The following is a 20,866-nucleotide window of genomic DNA, read 5'->3' on the forward strand; positions in this document are numbered from 1 at the left end:
AGGAGGACGAGACCATTCTTCCTGTCGGTGGTTCAGACCAGCGGCGGATACGGTTGTCTCCCTGGATCCGCGTGGGGCTGATTGGCCCCTCCGGACAGGTATGGGAGTTTCAGGTCAAGTGATATCAAAGGCGCATAATTCCTCCTTTTCTGTTGGCGGAGCTTCCAGGGTTTGAGCCCAGCTGCGTTGACGCGGCGCGGCGTATTTCCGAGCCTGGTCCAACTCACATGCGGTCGCCGTCCGGGACGGCTGCACCAATATCCCGCTTTCGGCGGGCAAGGGGCTCAGGAGGACGAGACCATTCTTCCTGTCGGTGGTTCAGACCAGCGGCGGATACGGTTGTCTCCCTGGATCCGCGTGGGGCTGATTGGCCCCTCCGGACAGGTATGCAGGGTTGATCGCCTTAGGCGGTTTTCATGACGGCGCCCTCGATGACCACCCCCTGCGGTCGCATATTTCCAGAGAGCGACGAGCAACTTTCGTGCGAGCGCGACGATCGTTGTTTTGCGCACGCGCCCGGCGTTACACTCGGCTCGTTCGCGGAACCAACGAGAGAGCGCTGACTCGGGCTGGTAGCGCAGCCACAGCCAGGCAAGCTCGATCATTGTTGTCCGGAGCCGGGGATTGCCAGCCTTTGAGACGCCTTGCTCGCGGTCGATTGATCCGCTCCGCCAAGGCGTCGGCGCAAGCCCGGCATAGGCTGCAACCTGCCTTCGGTTGTCGAACTTTCGAACAGCCCTTCCGTATACAAGATGGCGGCACTCTCGGTGCCAATGCCTTTGAGGTCGAGCAGCAACGCCACAGGCGTGTCAGCGACATCGGCGGCCAGCAACGCGTCACGCTCGGCTTCGACTGACTTGATCTGCTCGAACAGCAGCTCGAGGCGATCGAGCTCGCGAATGAGCTGCGCCTTGAGCTGCCTGCCCAGCACACGGCCATCACCCGTCCGGAGATCGTCAAGCCGCTCGCGCCGGTCACGTCGCAGCGGATCATAGCCGGTTATCCCTTGCGCAAATAGCAGCCCCTTGATGCGATTGGCGTGGCTCGTCCGCTCACTGACTAGGACCTTGCGCTCCCGGCAGATCCGGCGCCGATCCTCTGCTTCGGGCGTCGGTGGCTTCACCATCGCGCATACGCGTGGCTCGCCGCGTTTATAAGCAAGCAGTGCGCGCACCAACGTTTCGCCGTCGATCTTATCGGTCTTCGCCCGCCGTCGCCGGCGCGAGGTGGCAATGGAGGCAGGGTCAACAACATGGCTCTCGATCCCCTCATGCTCCAGGACACGGTGGATCCAAAAACCGTCCAAGCCGGCCTCTTGGATGACGACAATCCGAAAGGTCTCGCCGGTGCGCACTTGAGCCTTTTCCCGAAGCTGTGCAAAGCGCGCCAGCAGTCCCGCAATATCACCACCTCGCACCGCATGCCTCGACATACGCTCACCCCCGCCTGGTAATAGCGACGTCACCAGCCACGTCGACTTGCTGAGTTCCAATGAAACGAAAATCGCGCCAAGATGGGTGCGGATAGCGGCAGGCGCCGCAGATTGATCGGCTACAACATGCATGATTGGCCTCCACAGAGTTGTTGGTCAGCAACCCCACTCTGCCAGAGCGCGGGTCGCTATCCACCACCCGTCATGGGATCTCACTGCTGCACTGCCTGCCCGACAGCTTCCACGGCATCCGCCACTATGGCTTCATCGCCAATGGATGCCGCCGGACCCGGTGCGCCATCATCCGGCTACTCCTGGTGGCGATGAAACCCGCTCCGACCGCCGCATCCGGCGAGACCACCAGGCCGCTCCCGCGCTTTGACCCAACCGTCTGTCCCTGCTGTGGCGGCATTCTGCGCATCACCGCCACGCTGCCGCGCCGCACACCGGGCCGTCACGACCGCAGCCGGATACCTCATGACGACAGGATGTCGCCCCAGCATCGATCGTGGCAGCGTCGCGGCATCAGCGTCGACGGACGCAATAACCCCCATATCGTCATCTTCCCGACCAGCCCGAAGAGCAGACGCATTACCCCGCAGCACGCTCAAGATGCCGACGGGCGCGTCTATCACCTAGGTCAACGTCGGCGTCTCGGCCTCGTCTTCACCGACATGGCAGCATTGCATCACACCAAGCCGCTCACCTGGAACGGGCTTCGCGACACTAATCCCACAGCGCGTGGCCGCGTCAGCGGGTTCGCTCAATCCGGATTCAATGAGGTCGCGCACCGCCCCAAGCCAGACCATCACCGCCGCGCGACCTTACAGATCCCTCCAGATTCACGACGCGGTGATTTTGTGATTCAAGATGCTGGCTGGGCGGAGGCCAGCATCGGATGCCAAGACCCTATTCAAACGATCTTCGTGAGCGCGTTGCTGCGGCGGTTGCGGCTGGCCGGACATGCCGGGAAACGGCTGCATTGTTCGGGGTGAGCGTGGCGAGTGTTGTGAAGTGGTCGCAACGCCAACGATCGAGCGGAAGCGCGTCGGCGTTGCGCATGGGGCGTCAATCCGGCCGGGATTTGGAACCACATCGCGTGTGGCTGCTGGAGCGGGTAGCCTCACAGTCGAGCGTGCGAGCGCTGTCGGCGGAGCTTGCCGAGCGCGGCATCGTGGCAGCCCCGGTGTCGGTGTGGCGGGTGCTGAAGGAGGCCGGGTTCAGCTTCAAAAAAACGCTGTTCGCCAGCGAGCAGGACAGGCCGGCGATTGCGCGGCGCCGGGCGCAATGGAGGAAGTATCAAGACAGGCTTGATCCACGGCGCTTGGTGTTCATCGACGAAACCTGGGCAAAAACCAATATGGCGCGGCTACGGGGCTGGGGGCCTCGTGGGCATTGGCTGGTCGCCAAGGCTCCGCATGGCAAATGGCGCACGCTGACCTTCCTGGCCGCGCTGCGCTGCGAGCGCATCGACGCGCCCTGCGTTACCGATGGTCCCATCAACGGCGCAAGCTTTGCGGCCTGGGTTGAGCAGTTCCTCGTGCCGACGCTCTCGCCCGGTGACGTCGTCGTCATGGACAATCTTGGCAGCCACAAGGGGCAAGCCATTCGTCGCGCCATTCGCGCGGCAGGAGCCAAGCTCTTCTACCTGGCACCCTACAGTCCAGACCTCAACCCGATCGAGCAGGTCTTCGCCAAGCTCAAGCACATGCGAAAGGCCGCGGAACAGACTGTAGGCCACATGGCGACGTATCGGAACGCTCCTCGAGAGCTTTCAACCCGCAGAGTGCGCCAACTATCTCGTAAACGCTGGATATGCTTCAATCTAAGTGAAACACGCTCTAGCCGATTGTTTTGTGGAGCGAAGGTGTGACTTCGCTGAGCACGCCTACCGCTTGCCGGCGCCCACAGAGCGCCCTGCCCCATCGGGCGAAGGGAGATTGGCATGAGCGTCGAGTAATGGCTGGAGGGTCGCCATGATCTTGGGCAAGGGGGCCACGGAACGACCCTCACTTGAGGAGACATGGAGCATCAAGTTCTCATAGGTAGACAGCAATCGACCGTCCGAGGCTCTGTGCAAGGACATGAACGCATGGACCTTTTTCCCGTCCGAAGGAAGGAGTTGCGCCTCGACGTAGAGGGCGTCACCAAGCTTCGCCTCACCAAGGAGCCGAACATGGCTCTCCACGGTGTAGTAGCTGTGCCCGGCCTTGACATAGTCGGCGTCGGCGCCGATCAGTAGGAGAAGCGCATCGCAGGCGTCGGCGAAGCACTGTGTATACCGGTACTCCGTCATATGGCCATTATAGTCGATCCAGGCGGCCGGGACTGTTACTTCGAGCAGCGTCAACAGATGCTGGCTAGGACTGACCTCGCGTTTTGGCGCGGTTTTCCGAAGATGGGATTCGAAATCTGCCAGAAGCTTCCCAGCCCCCCACCCTCGCCCCTCGTCGCCGGCCTTGAGCGCATGCATAATCCCGACCAGGTTCTGGTCCCGGATGCGTTCGAGCTCCCTTATCCCGCGCTTCCCTGACTGTGCGTCAGAAAAATAATGTCACATTGACGACGCTGCAGATCATGGCAAACGGCTTGCAAGTGTCCTTTGCAGGACTGCTCGCCGGCGGTAAGAAAGTTCCGGAATGGGCGCATCGGTTGGACGACGATGCGATCCGCAAGCGGCTGGCGCACATCATCGATTTTGAGCGACAACGACGTACTTTGCACCGCTATGAGACGGCCGAACTCATCGGTGTGGCGGAGGCGACCTTCACGAAACTGGAGCGCGCGAGCGGCAACATCAGCGTGGACACGATTGCCGCGATCGCTAAGGCGTTGAAACTTGATCCAGCGACCTTCCTCTTTTCCGAAAAGATCTCGCCAACAGGGGATCTACCTGTTTCCGATAAAGTGGAGGGGTAGGCTTCCATTCGAGAGCCGATCCAGCATAATTATCCTTCTGGCGGAGAGTACGGAATGACCTGGCAGGCTCTGACGGTGCTCGCGCACACGGAGACCAGCGCCCTCTCCTCCTCCCGGCTGGCTCGGACGGAGGGCAGGCTGTTCGCGAGCGTAGGGCGCGCGGGGGAGAGCCTTTTTTCAACGAAGGAAGATGTCGCTTGTGCGTTTCGGTCAAGCAGTGGATATGTTTTAGTAACCTATTGCTACAACTGCAGGTTCCACAAGGTGGATGATGGATGATCTCCTCAGTAAGATAATACATCGCATCTAACTTCAGTATTGTTGAGATCCGTCGAAACAATGACGACGGTCATACATCTCGATTCGACAAATCTGTCTTACTTGAAACGCCCTGATCGTCTGGTCAAACTAGACGAACGCTCTAAGCTCCTCTGACCGCGGCTCCCCGAGCCAGACAATCAGGCGTAATGGTGAAATATCTCGCGAGCAAGGTGAATTGGTGCGTCGCGCGAGATACCTTTCGGAGCGCCCCTAGGATCTCGATCGTCTATCCGTGCAAATTCCGCGATGGCGGCTCGATTCCTGGGCCAAGATGCCATTTTCGGGTGGCAGTTCCAGCGCCACCCTTGAGCGGATCATGCCGCTTATCTTTTAGATGTCTCATGTCGTGCCCCGCTTAAGCCGGCCGGGCCTCCCGACCGCCGGATCGATAATGACCATCGCCTCTGGAGAATTGTTCTTGTTGTCGAGCGCGACGGCTTCCACCGTCTTGCCGTGCTCTACTCTTTGCCAATGGCCGGCACGCGGCCGAGCGATGTCATTGGCGTCGCAAGCCTGCCCGACGTGCTGGTCCCTGACGCCATGCAGTCTTGCGATCTCGATCATTGGTTTCGACCAGACCAGCCCATGAAGCTCGAGGCGCGTCATTTTCAGCATGTTTCTTTCCGCTCAGTGGTGAGCAACGCCAGCCAGCCTGCCGACACGTTCGACGAGGTCCCCTGCATTACCTGCATCGTGTGAAGGTTTTGTGGGTTCGCTCGGGCCGCCCCATCCCCAGCCTACCTCCCATCACGCCCAACAGAGAAGCATCCAATCCTAATTCGTGAAGCGTCGAGAAAACAAAAATTTGACTGGCAACCAAGTTTCTGCGGCGCCGACCTTCCTGGATGCGAGAGCCACACAGCCCAACCCACTGGAAATGCTTGCTGCCTAGAGTCTTTCACGTTTTGACGGAAGCGTAGCCGGCGTTTGCGAAGTAGTTGTTGCATTCGGTTGCCTCGATCGTTTCAACGAGGTGGCCGATGTGGCGCCAAGTGTCCTCGACGGTACGCTTCTGCGCTTGGCGCATCCAGTGTTTGATTTTGGCAAAGGCCTGCTCGATCGGGTTGAGGTCGGGAGAGTAGGGCGGCAAATACCAAAGCCTGGCGCCGGCGGCCTTGATCATCTGTCTGATGGCGGCCGACTTATGGCTTCCCAGATTATCCATGATGACGATATCGCCGGGCTTCAGCACGGTGATGAGCTGTTGCTCGACATAGGCGCGGAAGCATTGGCCGTTGATCGGGCCGTCGAAGACGCAAGGTGCCGCGAGCCTATCGCAGCGTAGCGCGCCGAGGAAGGTCAGCGTGCGCCAGTGGCCGTGCGGGGCCAAGCCGCGCAGCCGCTTGCCCTTCGGCCCCCAACCGCGCAGCGGAGCCATGTTGGTCTTGATCCAGGTCTCATCGATGAAGACCAGATGCTGCGGATCGAGGCCGGCCTGCCAAGAGCGCCATCGCTGACGCCTGCGGGCAATATCGGCGCGCGCCTGCTCAAGGGCGAACAGCGTTTTTTTTGAAGCTCAGGCCCTCGCGCCTCAAGAACATCCAGACCGCGTTGTGCGAGACCTTGACCCCGCGTGCGGCCAACTCATCCTTCAGACCGTGCAGCGTCAGATGCGGTGTCTCACGCAGACGCGCCTCGATGAAGGCACGGTGCGGCTCCAGCACCCTCTTGCGATGTCCGCCCATCTTGCCAGGCGCAACCGAGCCAGTCGCCCGATGGCGCTGCAACAACTTCACCGCCGCCGAAACCGAAATGCCGAACCGTTTCGCGGCCGACCGGCGGCTCTCGCCACCCAAAACCGCCGCTACAACACGTTCGCGAAGATCATCCGAAAGCGGTCGCGTCATCCGATGCTGGCCTCCACTCCAGCCAGCATCTTGAATCACAGAACCGACTGATCGGGAATCCCCTTCGATTCCGTCAAATCAGGAACCGCTCTAGACCTCGCTCCGGCCGGCCCACCGCCATCGCTTCCTCGTAAAACAAAGCGAAGGTGATGGACCGCTCAGGACTGACGACCAGCTTCCAACTGCGGAGGCGTTACGGACGGGACACAAAGGGCACAGGCTGAACCTGGCTGCCGGCGGCAGGACCTGTCGAGCGCTCGATCGAAAGTGCGAGACGAGGAGGACAACCATCGACCTGCAGAGCGGCAATGCGCTCGCCTAGCTCCCTGTCGGTTACCGTTAGCCGATGATTCAGGCGAAGATAGTCCGTCCATGTCGGCGTGCGGAATGTCTCGGTCCAAAGCGTCGGCTTCTGAAGGTCGCGCTGGAGGGTCCAGTCCCGCGCACCGGCACGGCTTTGAACGCGGCGCCTTTCGCGCATGCAGCGCAGAAATTCCTCGATGTTTTCCTCGGCGATCGAGTACTCTATCTTGATCACGATCGGACCGCTCCTGGGTTTCGGATCGAGGGCCAGTTCTGGCGGCGTAAAGTCGGAGGCCCCTTGATCCGATTCTTCCCATAGCTGTATCGGCAAGAGCTTTCCCGCTGCTGCAACCAGCAACAGTGCCCCTGCAGCACCTTCCAAAGCCCATGTCAGGGAATAGTTCTGCGCGACAGTACCCCAGATCCAGCTGCCCGCTGCCATGCCGCCGTAGGTCAAGGCGTAGTAGATCGACAGGGTGCGACCAACGACCCACCTCGGGCTTGCCAACTGGACACACACGTCGGTTCCGGTCCAGGTGACAACCCAGCCTGCGCCACCGATTGCAAGCGCGATCGCCGCTACAGCCACCGATGATGTGAGAGCCAGTAAAAGGCAACACGTTGCGCACGCAATGGACGCGAGCGTGATCAATCGATTTTGCGACGTGATGCTTCTCAAGTAGCTATTGCTAATGCCGGCGATCAAGGCGCCTGTGCCGAAGCCGGCCAACAGGACGCCGTAAACAATTGGCCCGCCCGCCAGTTGGTCGCGAACCAGGAGGGGGAGCAAAGCAAGAATCGAGATGCTCGACAGCCCGAACAGGGTAGCACGCACAATGGCCACTCTGATCTCCGAGGAAATCGCCGTGAAGCGCATGCCATCGTGAATGGCCGTCGTCATCCGCTCGCGCGGAAGAGGCGAAGAGCGAACTTGCCATTTGGAGCGCAAGACAGCGCTCAACGGGACCAGGTCGCTCAGCGCCGCGAAGACGAAAGCCGACAGCGGTCCCAGCAACGCCAAAATCACACCGCCCAGCGCCGGTCCTATGCTCCGAACAACGTTGTACCCCACCGACATCAGCGTTACCGCAGCGGGTATCTCGCGCTTTTCCAGGATGTCACCGACCGATGCGTGCCAGGCTGGATCGTTCAAGGCAAAGCCGCACCCGGCCAAGAAACTCAGCCCCAGGATCAGCCATGGACTGACAAAGCCCAGCCCCACAGAGAGCGCCAGCGCCGTGGATGCCAGTGCGATCAGGCAATGTCCGGCAAGCATCACCCCGCGGCGGCTGAAGCTGTCTGCAATTGCTCCAGCAACAATCGACAAGAAGAAGGCGGGCAGCGTCGATGCCGCCTGCACCAGCGCAACCATCAAATCAGAGGCCGAAATCGTGGCCATGAGCCAGCTTATGGCAACGCTTTGCACGAGCCAGCCAAGGCTGGATATCTGCGTGGCTGTCCAGATCGAACGAAAGACCGGGTTTCGAAGAGGGATCAGTGTGGTTGCCGCGAAGGGGCGGGAATCTCGACGCATGACTTCTCACCTCCACCACGTAGTTCTTTCGCTCGCTCACCTGCTGACAGCGGTGCGCTTGCGCCCAGCTGTGTCACAACCAAGTTATGATATCGCGCTCACAACAAAGCCGATGTCGCATCCACGGTGCTGATGCGCGATGTGTGTGCCGGTTGGGCGTCAGCTGGTCTGGGTCGCGCAGCCCGATGGGGTGTGGTCTGCCCTGCGACTCTTGGCCTTGGACGGTGCTACCGCGCCGATCGCTGCGTTGTCAAACTGCCGCGGGGCTGGCAGGGCCTCTAGCATCGGCTGGACGATTTCATGCACGCAACGAGCGACGCCAGTTGACGACGTTCAGCGAAGACCGCTGGGCATGTCGATATGCCCGGTTGGCTACTGCCTTGGCGCGAAGCGGAGTGCCTCGGTATAGGCCAGAAGCGCCAGAGACGCACGCCATCAGCAGCTGAGCCGTGTGATCGGACCACAACGTTGTTCGGCGGTCAGCACGCGCGAGGTGGCGATTGCGTGCACTGGAGTCATGGGCGCCCGGCTATTTGCCCGGTATGGGGTGCGATTGCAGACATCGCGGGGCTACTCTATTCTCGCCATTTGTGCGATTTGTCTGACTAGGAGGGAAAACGTTGGCTGAGGGTGAAACGAGCAACGCGTTTGTAGAGCTAACCGCCGAAATTGTTTCGGCATACGTATCCAACAATCCGGTTCCTATGGGAGAACTTCCCTCTGTGATCGATCATGTATACCGGTCGTTGCACTCGTTGCCGTCTGGTGCCCAATCCCAACCAGAGGCAGAGCCGTTGAAGCCCGCGGTTCCGATCAGAAAATCCGTGACGCCGGATTTTATCATCTCGCTGGAGGACGGCAAGAAGTTCAAGTCTCTCAAGCGTCACTTGGCTACGAGCTATGGTATGACCCCGGCCGATTATCGTGCGAAATGGGGACTGCCATCCGACTACCCAATGGTTGCGCCGAATTACGCGGCAACTCGCTCGTCTTTGGCAAAAAAGGCGGGCTTAGGGCGAAAACCACCCCAGCAAGCTGCAAAAGGACCGCCGGTGCAGAAATCGGGCAATCGGAAGCCAAAAGCCTGATCGAACGTTTTCGCCAAAAATCGCTCCTTCGCTCGGGTAAAGCTCTGCACCAACACTGGGAAGCGCCTGCGCGGTGCTGCTCTCTTCGGCAGTGGTGTCCCTGTTCAATTGGCATGCAATCAAGGATGAAATTATGAGGCGGCAGACCCGACCGTTTATCGTGGAAGTCAAGCAAAGGCGCGGCTATCAAAAACGCGACAATTCCCTTTGGGGCGACATGGATCTCTCAGCTGCTTTCGCCGAGACAACACGGCAACTCGAGGAGATGGACACGTCAAACCGTCAGTTTGTTGATTCCAATATCGTGACTTTTAATGCTGAACGTTTGGACCAGGCAAAAGAGGAGCATCACATGGCAGAGACCGAGCATACTGAACCGTTAAACGCCGCTACGAAAGGCGCTGCGAACATCGAGGCTCCAGAGACGAAGAAGAAGAGCCGCCCGCCGCGAAACACAAAGACGGATTTGAGGTCGGCCCGTAAGAACGGCGCTTCATCCGAGGCCAATAAGAGCGTCGGTTCAGTGCGGCTCGGCCGCAAAATGTACTCCGAAGAGGAGCGCGTCCAAAAGCTCAGTCAAATCGAAAAGTTGCTCAGTGGCGGCGCCACTCTAAAAAGCGCCGTGAAGCAGGCCGGCACATCGGAGCAGACCTACTATCAATGGAAGAAGAAGGCCGCGGTTGCCGCGCCAGCGGGTGACGATCTCAAAAATCTTCTGGCGCTGGAGGAAGAAAACAAGCGGTTGAAGAACCTGCTTGCGGAACGTCTGCGTACAGAGAACGCGGAACTGAAGAGACGGCTGGGACTATAACATGGCAGTCCCAGCCCCACGGGTTTGAATGGGAGCGGCGCCGGTCAAGCCCGGTCCAAGCTACCTCGATGGTCCGGGCGCCGCGGCCTATTAGGGGTCGACCTCGTCTTCCGTCGCTGTGCTCTCGCGTTCCTCGAAGGTGAGAGCATCGGCCGTACTGCTCATCGCCGTGCCGTTGGCGCAACCTTGGCCGTTTATCGGCGGCAATACGATTTCGGCGCTGGTCAGGGTGATCGCGGCGCAATTTGATCTTGGAACAAAAATGTCGTGGGATCCAGACAGAGTGATTTAGCGATGCCAGCAATTGTATCGACACTGACATTTCCAGCGCCGCGTTCCAACTTCCCGAATGTAATCTCCGAGACGCCGATCAACTCTGCCATCTGATACAGCAGAAGGTTCCTGCGCGCGCGCTCGCTGTTGAGAATGGCGCCAAGACGCCTCCGGATTGAGTGGTCTTCAAGCTCATGAACCCAAGGCTCGATATCGGTTCTGGCTGTCAGCAAAGCCGCAATCGAGATCCGAAGAGAACGGGCCATCATGTCTAAGGTACGCAAGGTGACATTGTTCCTACGCCGAGCAGTTTTGATGTAGGTCCGGTAGGCGAGACCCTCACCAGGCGAAGTATGAAACAACTGCGCCATGTCCTGGTGGCGAAGCCGCCTTCGCCGGCGTTCGGCCTCGAGGACCGTCGCAATGTTGGCGCGAAGCGGGTTGTCCACTTCGCCGTTTCCATTTCGTCTCATAAATCGATGCGTGCGCACAACTTGCCTGTCGCTCGGCCCTTTTGCCTCGACGATATAGCCCATAGTAAAATGACAGACAACATAGCTCGAGCGCCTGTCATTTCCAACCCCGGCGTTCATTCGGCAACCTTAGCGATTCCGACTTATCAGGAATGTCAGCGTCGATGGTACTGCACCAAAATTTCTATGCTATGGCGCTTCCGTCGGATGCAGCGTCGATTTGGGCCAACTGGACAGTGACGCGCCTCGCGTTTCCTGCCCTAACGACACCTGTTAGGGGTGCATGAGGAACGGTGGGGCAGTCACAGGCAGTCACAACAGTGACGGCGTCTTGCGCTCGCAGGGCCGCGCGTTTTTTGCTCTTCGCCCGTGCCTTTCTTCAGCGTCTTGACTGGTACGAGCCGACAGCCTATCTCACTGCCGCGTTAGCACTCGCCACTGGCGAGTGCTAACCTTCTCCGGCAACGGAGAACCGTTCAACATCCTCACCAGGGAAATCCAAAAATGGCAAAGTCGAATTTCCGGCCGCTTCATGACCGCGTGGTCGTTCGCCGCGTCGAGTCCGAAGCGAAGACCGCCGGCGGGATCATCATCCCCGATACGGCAAAGGAAAAGCCGCAGGAAGGCGAGATCATCGCCATCGGCTCCGGCGCCCGCGACGAAGCTGGCAAGCTCGTCCCGCTGGACGTCAAGGCTGGCGACCGCATCCTGTTCGGCAAGTGGTCGGGCACCGAAGTCAAGCTCAATGGCGAAGACCTTCTGATCATGAAGGAATCCGACATCATGGGCATCATTGGCTGATATCAGGCCTTTTCATCAACTGAATTCCCGGGCTCAATCTAAAGCCCCTGCCAGGAGCTAAAAATGGCTGCCAAAGACGTAAAATTTTCTCGTGATGCCCGCGAGCGCATGCTGCGCGGCGTCAACATCCTCGCCGACGCGGTGAAGGTCACGCTCGGCCCCAAGGGCCGCAACGTCGTCATCGACAAGTCGTTCGGCGCGCCGCGTATCACCAAGGACGGCGTCACCGTCGCCAAGGAAATCGAGCTTGAAGACAAGTTCGAGAACATGGGCGCGCAGATGGTCCGCGAAGTTGCTTCGAAGACCAACGACATCGCCGGCGACGGCACCACGACGGCGACCGTTCTGGCGCAGTCGATCGTCCAGGAAGGCCACAAGGCCGTTGCCGCCGGCATGAACCCGATGGACCTGAAGCGCGGCATCGACCTGGCCGTGACCGAAGTCGTCTCGGCACTCGGCAAGGCTGCCAAGAAGATCAAGACCTCCGAGGAAGTTGCCCAGGTCGGCACGATCTCGGCCAATGGCGACGAGTCGGTCGGCAAGATGATCGCGGAAGCGATGCAGAAGGTCGGCAACGAAGGCGTCATCACGGTTGAGGAAGCCAAGACCGCCGAGACCGAACTCGAAGTCGTCGAAGGCATGCAGTTCGATCGCGGCTACCTCAGCCCCTACTTCGTCACCAACGCCGACAAGATGGTTGCCGAGCTCGAGGACGTCTACATCCTCCTGCACGAGAAGAAGCTCTCCAACCTCCAGGCCATGCTGCCGGTTCTCGAAGCCGTCGTGCAGACCTCGAAGCCGCTGCTCATCATCTCGGAAGACGTCGAAGGCGAGGCCCTGGCCACGCTGGTCGTCAACAAGCTGCGTGGCGGCCTGAAGATCGCCGCCGTCAAGGCGCCGGGCTTCGGTGATCGCCGCAAGGCCATGCTGGAAGACATCGCCATCCTCACCGGTGGCCAGGTCATCTCGGAAGACCTCGGCATCAAGCTCGAGAACGTCGGCCTCAACATGCTCGGCCGCGCCAAGAAGGTGTCGATCTCCAAGGAGAACACCACCATCGTCGACGGCGCCGGCAAGAAGGCCGAGATCCAGGGCCGCGTTGCCCAGATCAAGCAGCAGATCGAAGAGACCACTTCGGACTACGACAAGGAGAAGCTGCAGGAACGTCTCGCGAAGCTCGCGGGCGGCGTTGCGGTGATCCGCGTCGGCGGTGCGACGGAAGTCGAAGTCAAGGAAAAGAAGGACCGCGTCGATGACGCCCTCAACGCGACCCGCGCGGCCGTGGAAGAAGGCATTGTCGCTGGCGGTGGCGTCGCCCTGCTGCGCGCTTCGGCCAACATCAAGGCCACAGGCGCCAATGCCGACCAGGCTGCCGGCATCAACATCGTTCGTCGTGCGCTGCAGGCTCCGGCCCGCCAGATCGCCGCGAATGCAGGTGCGGAAGCATCGATCGTTGCCGGCAAGATCCTTGAGAACAAGGGCGCGACCTTCGGCTACAACGCCCAGACCGGCGAATATGGCGACATGATCGCCATGGGTATCGTCGATCCGGTCAAGGTCGTTCGTACCGCTCTCCAGGACGCGGCCTCGGTCGCCGGCCTGCTGGTCACCACCGAAGCCATGATCGCGGAGGCTCCGAAGAAGGAGTCGGCTGGCGGCGGTATGCCTGGCGGCATGGGCGGCGGCGGCATGGGCGGCATGGGTGGCATGGGCTTTTAAAGGTCCACGCATCTCGACAATTTCGAAAGGGCGGCAAGCAATGCCGCCCTTTCTTCGCGCCCTTGCGCCGGTTGTCGGCGACCCGCAAGCCGGGGGATACGCCCGCCAAGGGTATGCTTATGTTTGAACGGATTCTGCCTTTTTTCCTGGGGCTGGCCTTACTGTTGGGCAGCGGCTGCGCGCACAGCGATGATGGTACAGTGATTATTCCGAGATCGCTTGATGCCAGGCGATTCTTCGACAAAGAGCCGCCACGCCTGCAGCAGCGGCGGATCGAAGCCAGCGTGTTCCCGGTTGCGCCACAGGAGCCGGAGAGACTCGAACCGCGCCGTACGGCAAGTCTCAAGACATCAAACAGACGGGCATCGCCGGCCGCAAGTCCGCCGCTCTCCTCTTCCGAGCCACACAAGCCGCTTGTCTGCAAGAACATCAGCGAGCCCGGCAAGCGGTACCGTGTGGTTTGCGAATAGGACACTTGGTTTGGCCAGCATTCTACCCTTGGAGCGTCGCGGTGCCTTTCCGGATCAGGTTGTCCAGAGCGACGCCTCCCTTTTTTCCCCATGATTCAGTCGTTCTAGCATTCCCAGCTTCACGAAACGGAACGAGTTTTGCCGGCGGCTTCCCGCGAAGCGCTTGGCTACCGATCAGAACAGTCTTTGAAAGAAAAGGCCGCGCTCTGCCGCGATCGCAACCGCATGGGCCAAGCTTTTGGCACCAAGCTTTGCCCGTGCCAGATCAAGATGAAATCAGACCGTGCGAGGGGATAGCGACAGTATCTCTGCGGTCCGTTTGACCTTCTCTCCCCTCGCGTACCATTTCAGGCATTCGATCTCTCTATCGGAGCAGACAGTCGGATGGCGTGGCCTTCCTTGGATTCGACCGATAGCATTGTGAAATTCACCGGCGAGATGCTGGAAGTCGCGAACCTCGGATTTGAGAAACGTCTGCCACGCCGCTGCGTTCTCGTTGCTCGTCACCGTCAGAATGCCGCGGTCGCCGTCGACACCCCTAACCGGGAACGTGACGCCATGCTTCCCGACACCATGTTCCCTCGCTTCACCGAAGAACGTGCGCACGGGCTTGTCCGATAGGTCGATCTCCTTCCAATCAACCAATTTCACAGCACGCAGCCCATAGCGAAGCACGGGATCGATGTCGAAAAAATCCTTCTCGATGTAGCGTTTCACCCAGTCAGGCGAATAGGTGGTCACATAGAACGGCTTACTCGGTTCCTCGTAAACCGGCCTGACGGTAAGAAAGGCCGCCGTCTCAAGACCGTAACTTTCGACAATTGTGTTCAGAAGGTCCGCCGCGTCCGCAGGAGAGGCAACTGCGTGAATACCCTCCGTCACGTCGTGAAAATTTGAGTCAAATCTCGCCATATCCAGCTTATCTCCTTGCTATCGACGCGCCTCTCCAAGCCATTCGCGCGGCTATCGAACTAGGTTGCTCCTCGCTGGATTCCAGCGTCTCACGACCTGTCAAAAGTGACAGGCAAAACCGCCAGTATACATAGGTTGCAACCCGCATTATTCCAGATTGGATGACCACAACCCGGCGTGGAGGAAACGCCTTGGATACGATTTTACTTTCGTCGAACGATGTGGGTCGGCAGACTAACCCTACGCGTACCTCGCGCCGTGCATCACATCGGAGTTCCGGAACGGACGACCACGAAATTTGCCGTCTCTGCTCGGAGCTAAAACAATTAGACGCTGATCGGGTAGCTCTTTTTGCTTTCTTCCCCCCGCCTGCGCCGGGCAACCCTGCGCAGAGCAGGCAGTTTTTCACAAAGCTGAACTCGATTACGGCTCGCTATTTAGCGCTCGAACAGCGGCTTCGAAAGGCTCGCAGCGATATCAGGCAAGGCCGCCCACGAAGCCGCTGAGTTCGTCCAGCGGATGCCGCTGCGACCGCCACGGCATAGCGCGCATTCAGAGTATCGATTGCCTGATGGCCCCGCGTCAACTCGACACCGAGGCCCTACCCGGCCCATCGGGCGCGGATCCGGATACGAGCACCCCTCCTCCCCTCGCGGGATATGATTCAGAGACACTTGCACAGCGATTTGCAAGATCGTTTACTGACTCAATGAATCTGACGAGGAGTGATCCATGGGAACCAGCAATCAACTTTTGTTTCGTGCACCTATCGCGGCGTCGACGGCTGCGACCTGGGCCAGACCGCGACGCTGGGAAAGCAGGCGTTGCCTTGCGGGGTTGTCGCCATGGCATGGCTCGTAACCGCCACCTTGAAAAAATGGCTTGTCTGCTCGCCGATCCGGAAAGACGAGGGCGTTGTGCAGCCAGCGAAATGGCCGACGTCGCCGGCGAAAGGCGGAAAGCAGGCGTAGCCGTCACCCTCCCCGATGAACTCGATCGTCGCATCCCCCTCTACGCCCAGATCGAGCGTCAGGCTCGCAAAACCCATCGCGGCATTTGGGCCAGCACCTTCCAGATGCCTTGGCTTCACCGGAAATTCTCACCTGCAAACCCATGACCCCCGAGCACGATATGCGTTCTTTTCGTCACATCCTCCACCTCGTCGCATCCGCGGCCTTGCTCGCCGGTTGCGCCGAGCGAGTGCCGGATGCTTCACATTCGGCCGGCCCCGTTTCGGCTACGGACTCCTATTGGAAGCCTGATCGGGTCAGTCGCAGCCGGCAAGAATATGCGCCAGACTGGGGGCGCTTCCCGCCGGTCATTACCCGGCGAGCCGGCTACCCAACCGAAGCTCAGGCGAATAACGCCTTGCGCCGCTCGCATTGGAACTCCGTGCCTGTGCGCACGCTCATCACCAAGGAAGGCATCAAGACGATCTCCGTCCCCGCGGAAGCCCCGGACACGATCGCTGCAGGCGTTCGCGTCTTTGCCTGCCGGCCAGGAGCGCTCAACGGCTATACTGGCCGCGTGCAATTTTACGACGGCCCCGTCGTCGCCTGCGCTTCCGACCTCCTGTCTGCCGATGGTCGCGTGCTCGCCCGAGTACCCCTCAATTTCTACTACTGGCAGAAGGCTTGGCGCGTCCAAGACCCGAGGCCGTCCTACAAGTCTGTCCCGTGGGCCTATCAGGAACCCTCGCCGCCCAAGAGCAAGGGCTGGTTCGGCGACCGCTACTAAGCGGCGGCCGTCACACTGCCGCGTGTCGGCTGGCCAGATGCGCACAGAAGCCGACGGCCAAACCAACGGCGCCGGCGTGGCAAGATTGTCCGCGGGCGTATGAGAGGTACGCTGCGAGCGGCTTTTACGACGCTCCGGATGTGTCGTCACGCAGCGTGCCAATTCACCACCGCGTCTCTTCGTGCAGATCCCAGTTCGAAGATTGCGACGACCGTCTTCGGCGACTTCGAGCGTATTGCGTGTGGTCGCGCCAGCAGTCATGGCGACCTTCACGCATGGAGGCCGCATCGCTCACCTCCGGCCGAAAGATCATGCTTCCCTATGCGAGACCGATCCTGTCGTTCGGCCAAAGCGTTTCGCAAGGCTTTAGTTCAATCTCTTTCCTGGCGAAATCAGTGTCAGTGCATGGCATTGCTGACGGTCGTCCACGAAGATCAAACTGCGGATATCGTGCATTCAGCATTCCGGGGGATCGAGCGGCAGGCCGCACAGCCCCCCAACATGGTAGCTACTTCGCGGTCGAAGTCATCTACCGGTCAGGTTCTGCTCTTCTGCTGGGAGCTCGCTTCGCACGAACACGTCCAGCACTTGCGCGATATCGACCCCTAACGGCGATCCGTTGCGCACCATACCCTTCGATACCGCCGAGCGCATGGCTCCAATGACGCAGCATGCCGCGACGAGCGCTGCCACGGCATCGCCGTCGGTCTCGGTCAAAAGCTGCTCCGCCAGCGCCCTCGCTCCTCGCGGAATTTGATCGACATCTTCACCACCAAGCGACCACTGACGATTTTCTTCCGTCACGGCAACACCTCCCGGACTGTTCGATTTGACCATTGGCGGCCGAGCTGCCGGAGCGGATCTCCGATTGCCACCGTCAGCACATGAGACAGCCCGATCGCGACCGCGATCGAGAGCGTTGCCGTCGCCGGAGCGTCCAGGAATTGGCCAAGCGACCAGTTGAACAGCGCCAGCACCGGCAGATGGATCAGATAGAGGGCATAGGAGATGCCTCCCAAGCGGCGCAGCATCCGCCCCGGCCAGTTCACAGAATCATCCCGCAAGGTCGCCCTTGTCACGATCCACCCGCACATCAGCGCCAGCACGGCAGTCGCCACGCCATGCATCGCCGGCGGCAAGATCGCCAACATGAAGGCCGCGATCGACATCCAGAACGCCGCTTCCATGTTGCCGATCACCCGCAGGTATTCCGTCAGACGGGGCCATGCGCTTGTGCCCATGGTTGCTCCGATCGCCAGCCCGACCGCGATTGCATCGATGCGGAACGTCCAAAGCGTCCCGCCCCAGGGCCGCAGCGTGAACGTCCCGACCACGAGAACGAGTCCGGCCAGCGCGAGGAGCGCCCGCCGCGATAGCAAGAACACCAGGAGCGGAGCCAGTAGATAAAATTGCATCTCGGCGGCAATCGACCAGAATGGCCCAAACGCAAAGGCGTTCCCGCATCCTGTGGCGCCCCCGAAACAGGGTGCCCAATGCGCATTCGAGATGAAGGCGAATGCCGCCTTCGCGTCTGCAGGCTCAACGCCGCTTCCCGGGATGATCAACCCGATCGAGAGGATGGCGCCGACGCACCAGGCCAGCGGCACGATCCGCATAGCACGCCTGACATAGAAGGCGGAGGCCGCCTCGAGCGCACCGCGCTCGAGGCGCAGGCTTCGCAATGAGCGTTCCACCACCAGGCCGGAAATCACAAAGAACAGGTCGACCCCGACGCTCCACGCCGGCGCAAACAGCAGAGCGGCGACCGTCCCGAAGACCGGCCCGACATGCGACAGCACCACCAGCCCGATCGCCAGGCCTCGCAATTCATCTAGCCCCGATAGGCGGGGTTTTTGTCTCATCCAAATATCACGCTCGACAATCATCACAACATTGATTTAATCATAGGGCACACAAGCGAGGCAAGGAATGCATGCACGCCTGACATTTGTCGCAGTCGCGGCTGCCCTTAGATTGGCGCCCCACGCTTCGGCCCAGTCGCTCACGCATGATCCGAACGCCTGGCGCGCCGTCACCTATGCCGATCTCGAGCTCCCGAACTCGGAAGCCGTGCCCTACGCCTCCCTATGGGCCGACCGACTGAAGAAGAACAACGACGCCTACGTGGCCAAAGGCGATACACGCTTTGCGGTCGCCAACGCGCCAGCTTCCGAGAGTCACATCGTCGTTCGCAGCCCGACCAAAACCGTCGTCCTCTCGGTCCTGCACACGCTCACCGGCTGCTCGCCGATCCGCACCGATCCTGTCGGCAATGCCACGCTGAAACGATGTCCCATGCGCTTGGCGATCTACCAGAACGGCCGATCAACGGTCGCTGACGCTGGCTCCGGCTGTTTCATCGAATATGGCGCGCAACCGAATAACGTCCGCCCCGACCTCGCTCGGAATGGTGCGATGGGTGCATATGATGTTCAGGCCAAAAGCATTCGGGCCGGCATCGTATTCCAAGGTGAAATCGCCCAGGAATGCCAATTCCGGGTCCCTATCCCGCAACCCTAGAGGAAGCAGCCCACGCCGTTGTGTTTCGGCAACCTCGATAGCCCCAAGGAGCGCAATCATGATCGACACGGAGAACCTGACGTTATTCAGGACACCAGCCTGCCACCGGCCATCGCCAACGGATCAATGCTTCCCTGACGGCGCGCGATGCGCGGCCTTGACCGCGGCTCCTGCCGGCGGCCACGGCGGGATGATGTTCCGGAGATCTGCCATGGCCAACCGGACAATCTTCGCAACTCTAGCCGTCTTGATCTCGCCGGCAATCGCGCAAGAACTTGATCCGCTCAAGGCTCCGCAGGGATCATATGTAGCGTCCACGCACACATGTGCCGATCTCGACCATGGCGTCGGCGCTCTCGAACTTGCCGAATTCGACGGCGACGCAATCACCGTCGGCGCAAGCACCTGCGAGATAGCAGGCAGCCGTCATGCAGACGATGCGTTCCAAGCCTCATGTACAGAGCGTGGCAGCAGCTCCCCGGTCATCACGCCGATGAAGATTACGCGCCCATCCAGCGACGCGCTCTCCATCAATGGCACCATCTATAATTTCTGCCCGGGGAAGTAAGATGCTGCGTCCCTTCCCAATACTCCTTTCCGCGCTCCTGGTCGTTGCACAAGCGCCTGTTGCGCAAGCGAATTCCTTTGACCAGGATGCAAATTCTTGCGACCTCAATGACAACACAACCTTGCGTTCCCTTTGTACGGACGGAGCGGGTCTGCCGAGCTATCCGCCCACGCAAGAGATGATGGAGCGCAGCCCGAACATCGCCAATATGATTGTCGACGCCGCCAACAAGTATGGTGTTGATCCCAAGCTCGCTCTTGCCGTGTCCGCTCACGAAGGCGCGATGTCAGCATGTGCCGGCTCCTTCAGTGGCGTTCTTGGACCGATGCAGCTTACGGGGGCGACCGGCCGGGCCTACGGAATGGATCGGGGCATCTTGTCCGAAAACATTGAAGGCGGCGTAATGACGCTTCGCGATGCCGTCAAATCGTGCGGCGGCACGTCAAGTATTCGCTGCCTCGCCGATCGTTACAACGGCAGCACTGAAAGCCAGCGCCGTAACTGGACGAACGACGTAAACCGCCGCTATGCCGCCCTCAATTCGGCCGGCCAATCCATTCCTCAGGGATGCGGCGCGCAAGCGGTCTGCCAAATGGGACCAGGCGACTTTCCGACGCCCAATGGTGGTGACACAAAACTCGCTTCATCCGCTCCCGGTCCCGCCGGCAGCGACATCAACGTTGCCCCTGGTCAGGTGTAACCCCGCCTTCCTATTGAGGGCCACGCCGTTGGCCCGCCGCCTTCAATGGGAGAGATTGCGCGACGAGAGCTTTCCAAATCCCCGTTTCAGATGGCTTGCCAACTCCTGGCGCACATCATCAGGCCATTGCTCCATCACAACGCAGTTCACTTCGGCCGCAACCAGCGACCAGTACAGCAGATCCGCGTATTGTCCTTCGAACAGAGCCGCCACGATGAACTGTCCGATCACCAAGGTGATCGTCTCGGGCTTGCCTTTCTTCCGCAGAAATTCCGAAACCTCTTCCACCCATGGTTTCGGGTGGCAATCGACGAACGCCGCCGCTTCCCTATAGAGCGCATTGTCTCCTGCGACTTGCCAGATATTCGCTTGCATCGTGAACCCTTCAGCAATGATGCCAATGCATCGACGCTGGCGGATTTTCTGATGCTAGTCAAA

Annotated in this window: 22 protein-coding genes and 3 pseudogenes; 14 read left to right on the plus strand and 11 right to left on the minus strand. The window is 60.1% G+C overall.

Annotated features, from left to right (window positions below; genetic code table 11):
• Positions 1-403: 403 nt before the first annotated feature.
• A pseudogene (locus NKH17_RS18225) lies at positions 404-1,564 on the minus strand (IS110 family RNA-guided transposase).
• 83 nt (positions 1,565-1,647) lie between these two features.
• Between NKH17_RS18225 and NKH17_RS33415 the strand changes: the two are divergent.
• The 3 genes and pseudogenes from NKH17_RS33415 to NKH17_RS18235 all read left to right on the plus strand — a co-directional run.
• Positions 1,648-1,913, plus strand: a pseudogene (locus tag NKH17_RS33415) (IS91 family transposase); the annotation flags it as partial.
• A 7-nt stretch (positions 1,914-1,920) separates the two neighbouring features.
• Positions 1,921-2,427, plus strand: a complete 507-nt coding sequence (locus tag NKH17_RS33420; protein WP_502910602.1) for a hypothetical protein — start codon at positions 1,921-1,923, stop codon at positions 2,425-2,427.
• A protein-coding gene (locus tag NKH17_RS18235) for an IS630 family transposase (protein ID WP_502910603.1) occupies positions 2,331-3,261 on the plus strand; the annotation gives its coding sequence in 2 pieces (ribosomal slippage) (positions 2,331-3,184 and positions 3,183-3,261; 933 coding nt in all). The genes NKH17_RS33420 and NKH17_RS18235 overlap by 97 nt, the downstream gene beginning before the upstream one ends.
• A gap of 59 nt (positions 3,262-3,320) precedes the next feature.
• Here the strand turns inward: NKH17_RS18235 and NKH17_RS18240 are convergent.
• Complete coding sequence (locus NKH17_RS18240) at positions 3,321-3,905, minus strand: thioesterase family protein (RefSeq protein WP_352971582.1); 585 nt, start codon at positions 3,903-3,905, stop codon at positions 3,321-3,323.
• A gap of 86 nt (positions 3,906-3,991) precedes the next feature.
• Between NKH17_RS18240 and NKH17_RS18245 the strand changes: the two genes are divergently transcribed.
• On the plus strand, positions 3,992-4,351 hold the full coding sequence (locus tag NKH17_RS18245) for a helix-turn-helix domain-containing protein (RefSeq protein WP_352971584.1): 360 nt from the start codon (positions 3,992-3,994) through the stop codon (positions 4,349-4,351).
• Positions 4,352-5,011: 660 nt separating this feature from the next.
• Here NKH17_RS18245 and NKH17_RS18250 read toward each other — a convergent pair.
• The 3 genes from NKH17_RS18250 to NKH17_RS18260 all read right to left on the minus strand — a co-directional run bounded on the left by NKH17_RS18250 (position 5,012) and on the right by NKH17_RS18260 (position 8,356).
• Positions 5,012-5,287, minus strand: coding sequence for a hypothetical protein (locus NKH17_RS18250; RefSeq protein WP_352971587.1), 276 nt, complete (start codon positions 5,285-5,287; stop codon positions 5,012-5,014).
• Positions 5,288-5,570: 283 nt separating this feature from the next.
• Positions 5,571-6,519, minus strand: a protein-coding gene (locus NKH17_RS18255; protein WP_352971590.1) for an IS630 family transposase whose coding sequence is annotated in 2 segments (ribosomal slippage) — positions 5,571-6,182 and positions 6,184-6,519 — 948 coding nt in all. Because the reading frame shifts where the segments join, the coding sequence is not laid out codon by codon here.
• Positions 6,520-6,712: 193 nt separating this feature from the next.
• Positions 6,713-8,356 (minus strand): MFS transporter, encoded by a 1,644-nt coding sequence (locus NKH17_RS18260; RefSeq protein WP_352971593.1) that lies wholly within the window; start codon positions 8,354-8,356, stop codon positions 6,713-6,715.
• Between the two features lie 620 nt (positions 8,357-8,976).
• Here NKH17_RS18260 and NKH17_RS18265 point away from each other — a divergent pair.
• The 3 genes and pseudogenes from NKH17_RS18265 to NKH17_RS18275 form a co-directional block, all read left to right on the plus strand.
• A complete protein-coding gene (locus tag NKH17_RS18265) occupies positions 8,977-9,444 on the plus strand; it encodes a Ros/MucR family transcriptional regulator (protein ID WP_352603893.1) in 468 nt (155 codons plus the stop codon).
• Positions 9,445-9,577: 133 nt separating this feature from the next.
• Positions 9,578-10,255 carry a transposase gene (locus NKH17_RS18270; protein ID WP_352971597.1) on the plus strand — a complete coding sequence of 226 codons (678 nt, stop codon included), beginning with the start codon at positions 9,578-9,580 and terminating at the stop codon, positions 10,253-10,255.
• A 145-nt stretch (positions 10,256-10,400) separates the two neighbouring features.
• Positions 10,401-10,502: pseudogene (locus tag NKH17_RS18275) on the plus strand (HPP family protein); the annotation flags it as partial.
• Here NKH17_RS18275 and NKH17_RS18280 read toward each other — a convergent pair.
• A complete protein-coding gene (locus tag NKH17_RS18280; protein WP_352971600.1) occupies positions 10,480-11,121 on the minus strand; it encodes a helix-turn-helix domain-containing protein in 642 nt (213 codons plus the stop codon). The pseudogene NKH17_RS18275 and the gene NKH17_RS18280 overlap by 23 nt on opposite strands.
• 384 nt (positions 11,122-11,505) lie before the next feature.
• Between NKH17_RS18280 and groES the strand changes: the two genes are divergently transcribed.
• From groES to NKH17_RS18295, 3 genes are all read left to right on the plus strand, one after another.
• A complete protein-coding gene (gene groES / locus NKH17_RS18285) occupies positions 11,506-11,802 on the plus strand; it encodes a co-chaperone GroES (protein ID WP_006199659.1) in 297 nt (98 codons plus the stop codon).
• A 63-nt stretch (positions 11,803-11,865) separates the two neighbouring features.
• Positions 11,866-13,521, plus strand: coding sequence for a chaperonin GroEL (gene groL / locus NKH17_RS18290; protein ID WP_352971604.1), 1,656 nt, complete (start codon positions 11,866-11,868; stop codon positions 13,519-13,521).
• A 119-nt stretch (positions 13,522-13,640) separates the two neighbouring features.
• Positions 13,641-13,991, plus strand: coding sequence for a hypothetical protein (locus tag NKH17_RS18295; RefSeq protein WP_352971607.1), 351 nt, complete (start codon positions 13,641-13,643; stop codon positions 13,989-13,991).
• 276 nt (positions 13,992-14,267) lie between these two features.
• On the opposite strand, the gene NKH17_RS18300 is transcribed toward NKH17_RS18295, so the two are convergent.
• Positions 14,268-14,903 (minus strand): helix-turn-helix transcriptional regulator, encoded by a 636-nt coding sequence (locus tag NKH17_RS18300; protein WP_352971610.1) that lies wholly within the window; start codon positions 14,901-14,903, stop codon positions 14,268-14,270.
• A 766-nt stretch (positions 14,904-15,669) separates the two neighbouring features.
• On the minus strand, positions 15,670-15,993 hold the full coding sequence (locus NKH17_RS18305; protein ID WP_352757026.1) for a hypothetical protein: 324 nt from the start codon (positions 15,991-15,993) through the stop codon (positions 15,670-15,672).
• 308 nt (positions 15,994-16,301) lie between these two features.
• Here NKH17_RS18305 and NKH17_RS18310 point away from each other — a divergent pair, with 308 nt between their 5' ends.
• Complete coding sequence (locus tag NKH17_RS18310; protein WP_245263590.1) at positions 16,302-16,640, plus strand: hypothetical protein; 339 nt, start codon at positions 16,302-16,304, stop codon at positions 16,638-16,640.
• 525 nt (positions 16,641-17,165) lie between these two features.
• Here the strand turns inward: NKH17_RS18310 and NKH17_RS18315 are convergent.
• Positions 17,166-17,444, minus strand: a complete 279-nt coding sequence (locus NKH17_RS18315) for a hypothetical protein (protein ID WP_352971614.1) — start codon at positions 17,442-17,444, stop codon at positions 17,166-17,168.
• On the minus strand, positions 17,441-18,502 hold the full coding sequence (locus NKH17_RS18320) for an acyltransferase family protein (RefSeq protein ID WP_352971617.1): 1,062 nt from the start codon (positions 18,500-18,502) through the stop codon (positions 17,441-17,443). The genes NKH17_RS18315 and NKH17_RS18320 overlap by 4 nt, the downstream gene beginning before the upstream one ends.
• A 67-nt stretch (positions 18,503-18,569) precedes the next feature.
• Between NKH17_RS18320 and NKH17_RS18325 the strand changes: the two genes are divergently transcribed.
• The 3 genes from NKH17_RS18325 to NKH17_RS18335 are packed head-to-tail and all read left to right on the plus strand — an operon-like array spanning position 18,570 to position 20,428.
• A complete protein-coding gene (locus tag NKH17_RS18325; RefSeq protein WP_352971620.1) occupies positions 18,570-19,160 on the plus strand; it encodes a hypothetical protein in 591 nt (196 codons plus the stop codon).
• Between the two features lie 58 nt (positions 19,161-19,218).
• Positions 19,219-19,728, plus strand: a complete 510-nt coding sequence (locus tag NKH17_RS18330) for a hypothetical protein (RefSeq protein ID WP_352971623.1) — start codon at positions 19,219-19,221, stop codon at positions 19,726-19,728.
• A gap of 1 nt (position 19,729) precedes the next feature.
• Positions 19,730-20,428: a transglycosylase SLT domain-containing protein gene (locus NKH17_RS18335; RefSeq protein ID WP_352971626.1), complete on the plus strand. Its 699-nt coding sequence runs from the start codon at positions 19,730-19,732 to the stop codon at positions 20,426-20,428.
• Positions 20,429-20,470: 42 nt separating this feature from the next.
• On the opposite strand, the gene NKH17_RS18340 is transcribed toward NKH17_RS18335, so the two are convergent.
• The gene (locus NKH17_RS18340; protein WP_352971629.1) at positions 20,471-20,803 is read right to left on the minus strand and encodes a hypothetical protein; all 333 of its coding nucleotides are present in this window, start codon (positions 20,801-20,803) and stop codon (positions 20,471-20,473) included.
• Positions 20,804-20,866: the final 63 nt, after the last annotated feature.

The organism is Mesorhizobium sp. M1334, assembly GCF_040317995.1.
Taxonomy (GTDB): domain Bacteria; phylum Pseudomonadota; class Alphaproteobacteria; order Rhizobiales; family Rhizobiaceae; genus Mesorhizobium.